Below are 8,656 nucleotides of genomic sequence, written 5' to 3'. Positions count from 1 at the left end.
GTCAGGGCCGTTTTTTTAATATTTCAGGGATGAATGGTGTCTTCGTCAGGATGAGCGGAAAAGTGGGATGACGCGAACCGATAGTGGGGACTTACGAAGCGTCGGGTTATAGAAACACTAGTTACCAGAACTCTCCTTCTCTATATCTAATAGGATGCAACACCTGAAAGACAAACCCTGTCCAGGCTTTTTAAGTAGACAGGTACAGCCAGATTTCTTCTTCTTCCATGCATTCTACTGATCGGTTGAAGCCCGGTCTTATTTATGCAAATGTTTTGCGGCTAAAAATAAATTTATACATTTTTGCAAAGGTGTCGTCAGGGAAACGCTTCGGAAAATTCATTTCAAGCAAGTATTTCGTACTTTACTCATACAAATGATTTCGCTACTAAAAGACCTATCCAGTAACAGATACGTTCTCTTACAACTCCGCTTTTCCTCCCAACGTATTCTATGTAATGCTATACGCTTAGTAGCTACTTTATTTTCCGGAGTTCAATTCATTTTTCACTAATACGCAGGTATTAGTGAAAATATAAATCCTCATTTATTCCTATCACCCATTCAAATGAACGTAAAAAAAAGATTTTTACTAATTGCACCGTGGGATTATCAATTATACATGGTGATTGAAAAAAATCTTATCAGCTTAGGGTATGATGTTGTAGTGATTCATAATAATTCTTACCCTTTTACCTACAAAAATGTCAGTCAGCGTACGACTAACTTTTTTAGAAAGACTTTCTTAAAAGATAGAAACTATAAAAATACCCTACGGCATAATTTTAATCAACAAACGCGTTTATCGCTCGTAAAAACGTACGATCACTATGATGTAACATTAGTAATCCGAGCGGATTTCTTCCCTTTAGAATTACTACTGGAAGCCAGAAAAAGGAGTGATAAGTTTATTTCATTTCATTACGACGGTATTTCGAGGAATCCAGAAGTTCTTCCTAAAGTTCATTTATTCGATCGTTTTTACGCCTTTGACAAAACTGATGTTGTTAAATATCAGAAATACGGTGTACAATACGTGCCCAACTTTTATTTCGATTATCCCGACGATTTACCCGATATTGAAACCAAAAATAAAATCTATTACATCAGTTCATTCCATCCTTCCCGCCTCCAGGCGATTATCGATTTTCATAAATTCATTACCAGAAAGATAAGTCCGGTACAATTCGATTTTGTTTATAATTTATACGACGAAGATAAAGTCCCTTTATACGTTAAAGAAAACTTCCATTGCCTGCACAAAGTTAATCCGTACGAAGATCAGTTAGTCCAGATAAAAAATACGGAGATTATTCTGGATTTCCGCATTGATGAACACCAGGGCTTATCTTTCCGGATTTTTGACGGACTGAAGCTGCAGAAAAAAGTAATTACGACGAACGCTACGGTTGTCGACGAAGATTTTTATCATCCGAATAATTTCTTCATTTTAACGGAAGAGAATAAGGAGGAACTGGATGATTTTCTAGCTCGTCCCTACGTAAAAATTGACGAGAAAATCCGGTCGAAATATTCCTTTACGAACTGGCTGGCCACCATTACGGATTATACACACGGGCAGTTCCACACAGCGACTAAACCCCTGATTAGTATCATCATCCCCTGTTACAATAACGAACGGGTCATTATAGAAGCCATTCAATCGGCTGAAAAACAGAGTTATAAAAACGTCGAAATCATTGTAGTAGACGATGGTTCTACGGATCAAACCTTCGCTATCATTTCTGAGTACATCCAGGGTACAAACAAAAACGTCAAACTTTATACAAAAACCAATTCCGGACCGGCCGCTACCCGCAACTATGGTTTTGATCGGTCAAACGGGCAGTTTATTGTGTTTCTGGACGGCGATGATAGGCTGCACGAGGAATTTGTTGAAGAACATTTCAACGCCTTTATTCAGCATCCGAATGTCAATTTAGTGTATTCGAACGCCGAATATTTCGAAGGAAGAACTGGCCCCTGGCATATTATTGATTACAACAAGGATGACTTACTCATCTCGAATTCCATTCCCATTTTTGCTATGATTAGTGCAGAAACCTTCGAAAAGGCAGGGAAATTTGATGAAAATTTACCTTGCCTTGAAGATTGGGAATTGTGGATTCGGGTGTTATCAAAAAATAAAAATGTTTACAAAATTGATAAATCCCTTTATTATTATCGTAAACGCATCGAGAAAAATTCATTAACGGATAATATCGATTTCCACGCTAAATCCATTATTTACTATCATTATATTTACGAAAAACACATTGATTTATACCGTGAAATGCACCTCGATCTTCCCCGCCTGTTAGATTCATACCGGGCAAACCGGCAAAATCATCACGCTTTTCTTCGGTATAAACGAAAGTATTATTCCGTATGGTACCGGAAACTATTCTATAAGCTGTTTAAACCTGATTTTTATAAAGAAATCTTTCCCTAACTAGCGATGTTCAGGAAAAGATAAAGTTTGCGTAGCTACTGACCATCAAAAGCAGTACCGTTTACTTTTACCTTTTCAAATGTAACATTGCAATACTTATTTTTAAAGTTTCCGAATACCCCATTCACTTCTACATTACGAAAGATAAGTGTACTAATCTGATCGCCGGGATTACCTTCGGTTTCCGCCAGATTAGTACGCTTCATATTCATGGTTGAAAACGTAATACCACGGACGATTCCAAACGGCTTTTCTGTATTCCCTTCCATTTTAAAAAAATGTTTCCAGGGACTTACATTCAAAAGTGAGCTACACACGCCGCTGACTTATCTACCTATACATGTCAATCACGAAATACGGTCTTTTTGGAAAGTTAAAAGCCCTGCCTGGTCAGCGACAAGCTCTAGCCGATTTTTTACTGGAAGCGGCTCGGCTGCTGCATACAGCCTCCGGTTGTCAGTTGTATTTGGTCAGTACGGATGTTACAGATGCCGATACGATTTGGATAACTGAAGTCTGGGATACGAAGGAAGATCATGATCGTTCTCTACAGATACCCGCCATACGAGAACTCATTGGGCGGGCCATGCCTTTGCTGGCCGAACGCCCCGAACCTGGCATGACCGTAAACGTACTAGGTGGAAAAGGACTTGCGTAATTCTTGGACGGATGCTTCTTCTGTCTTCTTATAACCATACAATCACGAGCCCCTTACGATCTTGTGAAGGGGCTCGTGTTAAACCTTGTTTTGAAAGTTCAGCTATTTTGCCTGCTGAACGTACCAGTTTTTAGCTACTAGCTTGTCCTTGATTCGGCGGGCGATGATCTGATAGCCCAGCGAGTTCAGGTGCAGGTAATCCGAGCGAACGCCCGCTGGAAATATATCCTGAGCCAGTTGAGCCTGATCTTGGGCAGTTGGCGTATACCCTACGGCTTTCAGTTCGTCGGCCGTGGGCGGAGTCATGGGCACAAAGTTGCTGCCGTAACGTCGCTGGAGTAAGGCATTGAAATCTGAAATCTGCTTGTAACCAGCCGTACCTTTCGTTTCCTGATTACTCATCAGAATGCCTAATACCAGATAAAATTTAGGATTCGGCAGATAGTTAATACAATTGTCGATCAGATTGACAATCCCATCAAAATCGGGCACATCGTTTCTTCCCAGCCAAAGGACCTGAAGAGCCGACTGATAAGCCACGGCGTCATCCGAAATAAAGACCGAATCGGCGGGAACGGACACGGTACTGGCTTCGGCGGGCGTCAAGGTGTAGCTCTCTACCTGAGCCTCTCCCCCGCCCTTCGCCGTACGGGTCAGTGTACAGGGCACTTCGTTTACCCGACCCTTTAATGTCATGGTCAGGTTGTTGGCAACCGTCGACAGCAGTTGCGTCGATAGCTTGGTTACTTTTATGGCTCCTGCTCCGTTAAATGCGTTTCCTTCCACGCTTAGCGTGACCGGAATTCCGCCCTGACGGGCAACAATAGCCCGACTTACCTGACCATCAATTCCAAAATTCTTGATGGTATAGTTGGGTAATTCGTTTGCCAGCACCGTTGGATAAGGTGTACCTCCTTTGCCAAAGGTTAGTGAATCTCCCCAGCACGCTATCTGGGTTGGTGGGGGTACACTGGACGGTTTATTAGGAAATACGTCATCGAGTACCTGGCATGAATCCAGGAGCATACTTCCCAAGCCTAAAAGGCTAGCCCTTTGTAAAAAGGATCGACGGTTCAGTAACCCTCGATCGGTTACTGGTTGGTTGTGTTGAGACACCGGATGAAGATTTGATTTGAAGAAGGTTTGACTTATGATATTTTTTAAAAAACTGTACCTGTTTTCTGAAGCTGCCAACGTACGCCTATCATTAGCCTTTCCAGTCTAAATACAAAACGCACACAGTCAGAGTCGTATACAGCTAACCGTAATCGGGATTCACCAAATGTTTCGCTGACGTATAGCCGATCCAAGAGCAGGTATTATTTTCCCCAGCCTCGTTCTGCTCCTGCTCCTTAAAATGGCTAACAGTTTCCGTCAGGCCCTTTTTTGATACTTCCGGCCATACCTACGAAAATGAATCAGGCTGGTATTCTTTTTGTTCAAAAAAGTGTTAGCAAACGGTTTTACACCACGCAAGTCGCCTGATTTAGGCCTTGAGTAATTTCTACCACCAATCCATCCAACCTTATGAGTGAAAAGAATGCCGATTTACATGGCAATGTCCTCGAACAGTCTCCCGTTGCTTTACTGGTGATTGACATGATCAATGACCTGGAATTTCCCGAAGGAGAAGAATTCGTTCAGTCATCTGAGCAGGCAGCCCGGAATATTGTAAGATTAAAGGAACAGGCCCGGCAACATCGGATTCCCGTTATTTACGCCAATGATAACTTCGGACGCTGGCGGTCGGACTTTAACGAGGTTATTGAGCACGTGCTCCACGATCAGGTGCGGGGGCAACGTCTGGCTGAGCTGCTCCGTCCGGATCAGGATGATTATTTTGTCCTTAAGCCCAAACATTCCGCTTTTTACGCCACTACGCTTTCCACGCTTTTGCAGTATTTTCAGGTCAAACGTTTAATCCTTACCGGTATTTCAACGGATTCCTGTATTGCCTTTACTGCTTCGGATGCGTATATGCGGGATTATGAAGTGTATGTCCCTTCGGATTGTACGACGGCTCGCAATGAAGAATTCACGAAAACTACGCTGGATTTTCTCGAACGCAGCGTACGGGCTGATACAACACCCTCTACTGAGCTGGACCTGGGAAAGCTGCGTCAGTGATTCATAAGAACGTAAAGGCATATATACGTCTACGTTGACTGCCAGGGCCTTTTTTCAGGCAACCAAGGTTTTTTACCATTAGCATTCTTTACGAACAGAAACCCCGCCCGGTAGACCGGGCGGGGTTTCTGTTCGTACCTGTTTTTTCGGTTTTCCCTTAGGAATAAAGAGCTATGAAACATGAGCACTTTCCAAAAAACCTGAAAAAGGTACCTGAAATGCTACGTTAAATGCTATACGTCGAAAATTTCGCCAATTGGCTTAAATAAGTACAAAATTTACATCAGAAAACACAGTTGGACGTTTCCGCCAAACACTTTTTAACAACACCGTCCTATGGCCAAGTTTGAGATTTTCCGCAGTAATATTAACGCCCTGTACTACTTCAGTTTCATTACCGATCAGGGTCAGCAGATTCTTTCCAGTGAAGGTTTTTTAAGTCCGAATGGCTGCTTACAAGCCATCACGGCAGTCAAAGCCCGGGCTTCATTCCGAAATGCGTATCAGCGTATCGAAAATAACGGTTACTTCCGTTTTGATATGCTTTCGGACAACTTACAGGTCATTGCCAGTAGTAGTGCTTCGTACGCGACGATGCAGGGCCTTGAGGCCGCTATTGACACACTGAAAACGGAAGCACAGGAAGCTCCGGTTTACGAGTACACGCCCAAAGGATACCAGATTTTATCCATACTACCGAAGGGCTTAGCCGCCCTGCTCTTCATCCAGGCCTTTAGTTTTCTTTTTAGCCTGACGTAGGCGATAGTTCAAAGTCAGATTAATCTGTCGTAATCGCCCCTGACTGTTGGATTCTGTGTAAAAATTACTGCCTTCGGTAATGGAACGAAAGCGTCGCGAGTTGAAGACGTCGAGTACGTTCAGCGTCAGCGTTCCATTCCCCCGCAAAATATCCTTACTCATGGATAAATCTAGTGTCGCCAGTGCTTTACGCGTTCCCTGCGGCGTTTGCTGGGGAGCTTCGTAATTGGCCCGGGCCTGCACATCCAGATTTTTCCAGAACGTAAATCGGTTGGTCATCCGGGCAAACCAGCTGTAGGTATCACTTTGATAAGTGGCGTCCAGATTGGCACCGTCGGTGATGGCCCGGAAAAAGTTAAGGCTGCCGTCAAGTTTCCACCAGGTTTTTGGTGAAAATGAACTGGTAAATTCCGCCCCGTACGCATGTTCGGTTGCCAGGTTTTCGGGCCGGGTGGTTGAATTTCCGCCGTCATCCACCCGGCGAATCCGAATGATTTTTCCATCGGTATGACGATAGTACAGCGAGGAAGTAAATGATCCTTTCTCGACGTACTTGATATGCCCAACTTCAAAGGCGTGCGTAAATTCCGGGTTCAGATCCGGATTGCCGCTGTAGAAGTTCCGACTGTCACTAAAGGTCATAAACGGACTCAGATCATTGTACTGCGGCCGTCGCACCCGGCGACTGTAACTGGCTTGGATGGCGTGCTGACGCGGCAGGTCGTAAGTGGCGTGTACGCTGGGAAACAGATTGGCATACTGCCGGGGATTGACCTGATTGGTTTGTTTCAACGTAGTCGTCACATCGGTAATTTCACCGCGTAAGCCCAGCTGATACGAGAACTTGTGGGCCTTATTTCCCAGAATGGCGTAGGCTGCGTGAATGCGTTCTTCGTAGAGGAAGTTATTGGTAAGGCCTTCTAGGGGTTGCCAGCCTGTTTCGGTCCGCTGAGTCACCGAATAATTATTGGTCATATCGCGAAAACTACTGCGAATCCCCGCCTCCAGCTTTCCTTCCTTGGCAAAGGGCTGTACGTAATCGGCCTGCAAAAGCCATTGCTTTTCCGTTTCATCGTTCAAGGCCCGCTGTAAAATGGAAGGGGTACTGCCACCGCCGGGATAAAACGTTTGCTGGGTAAAGTACTGATCGGAGTTTTCCCAGTTATCCAGGTATCGGATATCCGCCGTTAGTTCGTGGCCCGGACGGGCGAACGTTTTTTGTAGGTAAGCACGTACTCGGAATTGGGCTCGGTTTCCGTTTCGTCCTGCGTCCGTTTGGTGGTCGCCAGTAATTCGGGACTTTGATACTGGTAATCGAGGTATTCCAGGTTAGTGAAACGTTTGCCCTTGCTGGTCCGCCAGGTATACGCCGCTGTTAGGATGCTTTTTTCGCTGAAGTAATAATCCAGTCCGGCCCGGGCATTGTTGTTCATCCCCTTAAGTTGGCTTCGGGAATTTTGTCGGGAAACGAAGGTGGAATCATTCCGGTAGACTTCCTGATACAGGTTATTCCGACCGGGGGTATTCCGATAAGCCAGCGTATAATTGACGAAAAAATTCAGATTCCGACGACGGTAATTGACGTTGGCAGCTAGTCCATAATTGGTCGGATGTCCCGTAATCACATCGAACGAGCCGTTGATCCCTTCCTGCCGTTCTTTCTTAAGCACAATATTAATGACCCCTCCCATCCCCTCGGCCTCGTAGCGGGCGGAAGGGTTGGTAATGACTTCAATTTTTTCGATGGCACTGCCCTGTAGCTGTTGCAGTCCACTCCCCCCTTTGATGCTAACCAGTCCCGAAGGTCTGCCATCAATAAGAATCCGGACGTTGCTACTGCCCCGTAAGCTTACGTTTCCTTCTACATCCACGGCCACGGAAGGTACATTACTCAAAATATCCGAGGCCGTACCGCCCGCGTTGGCTAGGTCTTTTCCGACGTTAAATACTCGCTTGTCGAGCGTCAACTCCATCGAACTTTTTTCGGCCTGTACCACCACCTCTTTCAGGGAATTGCTGGTAGGGCTCAGTTGAATAACGCCCAGATCCAGGGCCTGCGAGCGTACCTGCAAAGCCGCCGTTTTTACGGGCTGATACCCAATGAATTCGATTCGGGCAAAATAATTTCCCGGCGTACTGGCGAGGCTGAAGGCACCGGATTCGTCGGTAAGCGTACCGGCCACGAACGAACTATCCGGCAGTCGGAACAATCGCACGGTAGCCGAAGCCATGGGCGTCTGCTTTTCCTGAACCCGCCCGCGAATGCCCGACTGAGCCCAGACCGGATTCGAAAAAACAGATACACAACTAAGCAAACAAAAGAAGCAATAGAATAGTAGAGGTTTAGAGGTCATTCCTGAGGAAATAGCGAGGTCGTAAGCCTTCAAAGTACAAGCTATTTCCCAGAATTATTCCAAACATTGGATTTATTCGAGTATAAATACGACAAGAACGCGAAAGATGAAGATTTGGAGTACTATGGGCGGGCGGATGGGTTGGTTGTTGTCAGTTAATAGTTGTTGATTGATTGTTAACAGCTACTTGGAACAAGCAAATTTCTTCATGGACGACCTAAGCCCAATCCCCGTCCTATCACATTCCATGGCGGAATTCCATTCCGGGAATCGCATTCCGGGAATCGCATTCTGGGGCTCAAGCCG

The 8,656-nt window shown here is 45.1% G+C and carries 8 protein-coding genes; 4 read left to right on the top strand and 4 right to left on the bottom strand.

Going from position 1 to position 8,656, the window contains the following annotated elements; all coding sequences use genetic code 11:
* The first annotated feature begins 1,036 nt into the window (after window positions 1–1,036).
* Complete coding sequence (locus BWI93_RS13625) at window positions 1,037–2,452, top strand: glycosyltransferase (protein WP_176454220.1); 1,416 nt, start codon at window positions 1,037–1,039, stop codon at window positions 2,450–2,452.
* A gap of 35 nt (window positions 2,453–2,487) precedes the next feature.
* Here the strand turns inward: BWI93_RS13625 and BWI93_RS27820 are convergent, their stop codons facing one another.
* Entirely contained in the window at window positions 2,488–2,658 is a 171-nt protein-coding gene (locus BWI93_RS27820; RefSeq protein WP_176454219.1) for a hypothetical protein, read from the bottom strand.
* Window positions 2,659–2,792: 134 nt separating this feature from the next.
* Between BWI93_RS27820 and BWI93_RS13615 the strand changes: the two genes are divergently transcribed.
* Entirely contained in the window at window positions 2,793–3,110 is a 318-nt protein-coding gene (locus BWI93_RS13615) for a putative quinol monooxygenase (protein WP_233207975.1), read from the top strand.
* Between the two features lie 102 nt (window positions 3,111–3,212).
* Here the strand turns inward: BWI93_RS13615 and BWI93_RS13610 are convergent, their stop codons facing one another.
* Window positions 3,213–4,136, bottom strand: a complete 924-nt coding sequence (locus tag BWI93_RS13610) for a hypothetical protein (RefSeq protein WP_255157858.1) — start codon at window positions 4,134–4,136, stop codon at window positions 3,213–3,215.
* A 501-nt stretch (window positions 4,137–4,637) separates the two neighbouring features.
* On the opposite strand from BWI93_RS13610, the gene BWI93_RS13605 reads away from it, so the two are divergent.
* Window positions 4,638–5,237 (top strand): cysteine hydrolase family protein, encoded by a 600-nt coding sequence (locus BWI93_RS13605; RefSeq protein WP_094812180.1) that lies wholly within the window; start codon window positions 4,638–4,640, stop codon window positions 5,235–5,237.
* A gap of 336 nt (window positions 5,238–5,573) precedes the next feature.
* On the top strand, window positions 5,574–5,996 hold the full coding sequence (locus tag BWI93_RS13600) for a YegP family protein (protein WP_094812178.1): 423 nt from the start codon (window positions 5,574–5,576) through the stop codon (window positions 5,994–5,996).
* Here BWI93_RS13600 and BWI93_RS29570 read toward each other — a convergent pair.
* Window positions 5,943–7,289 (bottom strand): outer membrane beta-barrel family protein, encoded by a 1,347-nt coding sequence (locus tag BWI93_RS29570; RefSeq protein ID WP_369679153.1) that lies wholly within the window; start codon window positions 7,287–7,289, stop codon window positions 5,943–5,945. The genes BWI93_RS13600 and BWI93_RS29570 overlap by 54 nt on opposite strands.
* Window positions 7,184–8,311 carry a carboxypeptidase regulatory-like domain-containing protein gene (locus tag BWI93_RS29565; RefSeq protein ID WP_369679152.1) on the bottom strand — a complete coding sequence of 376 codons (1,128 nt, stop codon included), beginning with the start codon at window positions 8,309–8,311 and terminating at the stop codon, window positions 7,184–7,186. The genes BWI93_RS29570 and BWI93_RS29565 overlap by 106 nt, the downstream gene beginning before the upstream one ends.
* Window positions 8,312–8,656: the final 345 nt, after the last annotated feature.

Source organism: Siphonobacter sp. BAB-5385, assembly GCF_002261125.1.
Classification (GTDB): domain Bacteria; phylum Bacteroidota; class Bacteroidia; order Cytophagales; family Spirosomataceae; genus Siphonobacter.
Note: the sequence above shows the minus strand (reverse complement) of the source record. Positions and strands in the feature narration are given on the sequence as shown.

Bases quoted from the DNA above. Each gene is read 5' to 3' on its own strand.
- BWI93_RS27820 (WP_176454219.1), bottom strand. From the start codon at position 2,658: ATGAAGCGTACTAATCTGGCGGAAACCGAAGGTAATCCCGGCGATCAG.
- BWI93_RS13615 (WP_233207975.1), top strand. From the start codon at position 2,793: ATGTCAATCACGAAATACGGTCTTTTTGGAAAGTTAAAAGCCCTGCCT.
- BWI93_RS13610 (WP_255157858.1), bottom strand. From the start codon at position 4,136: ATGCTCCTGGATTCATGCCAGGTACTCGATGACGTATTTCCTAATAAA.
- BWI93_RS13605 (WP_094812180.1), top strand. From the start codon at position 4,638: ATGAGTGAAAAGAATGCCGATTTACATGGCAATGTCCTCGAACAGTCT.
- BWI93_RS13600 (WP_094812178.1), top strand. From the start codon at position 5,574: ATGGCCAAGTTTGAGATTTTCCGCAGTAATATTAACGCCCTGTACTAC.